Origin of the sequence: Corallococcus sp. AB032C, from assembly GCF_003668935.1 — a bacterium.
Classification (GTDB): domain Bacteria; phylum Myxococcota; class Myxococcia; order Myxococcales; family Myxococcaceae; genus Corallococcus; species Corallococcus exiguus.
In genome coordinates this window covers 1-404 of record NZ_RAWP01000288.1, presented here as the reverse complement: position 1 = coordinate 404, position 404 = coordinate 1, and the positions used below count along the sequence as shown (strand labels likewise).

General features: G+C 67.6%; 1 pseudogene. It reads left to right on the top strand.

Going from position 1 to position 404, the window contains the following annotated elements:
* Positions 1–404, top strand: a pseudogene (locus D7X99_RS42120) (protein translocase subunit SecD); the annotation flags it as partial.

Genomic DNA, 404 nt, shown 5'->3' with positions numbered 1-404 from the left:
GCTCCAGGCCACCCCGCCGCCGGCTGGCAGCGAAATCACGCTGACGACGGAGGGCGGCTTCCCGCAGCTCCAGGCCCCCACGCGTGAGGCCATCACCGAGTACACGAAGGACAAGGTGCCGGAGAACCGGGTGGTGCTCACCGAGTGCATCGCCAACCCGGTGAAGAAGAACGAGTGCACCTCGTACCGCTCCTACCTGCTGGACAAGAACGTGCCGCTGACCGGCGAGAGCCTGGCGAGCGCGGACGCGAACATCAGCCAGCTCAACGAGCCGGAGGTGAACATCTCCTTCGACCCCGCGGGCGCGCGCGAGTTCGAGCGGCTGACCGAGCAGGGCGTGGGCCGCCGCATGGCCATCGTGCTGGACGAGAACGTCCAGACGGCGCCGAACATCAACGAGAAGA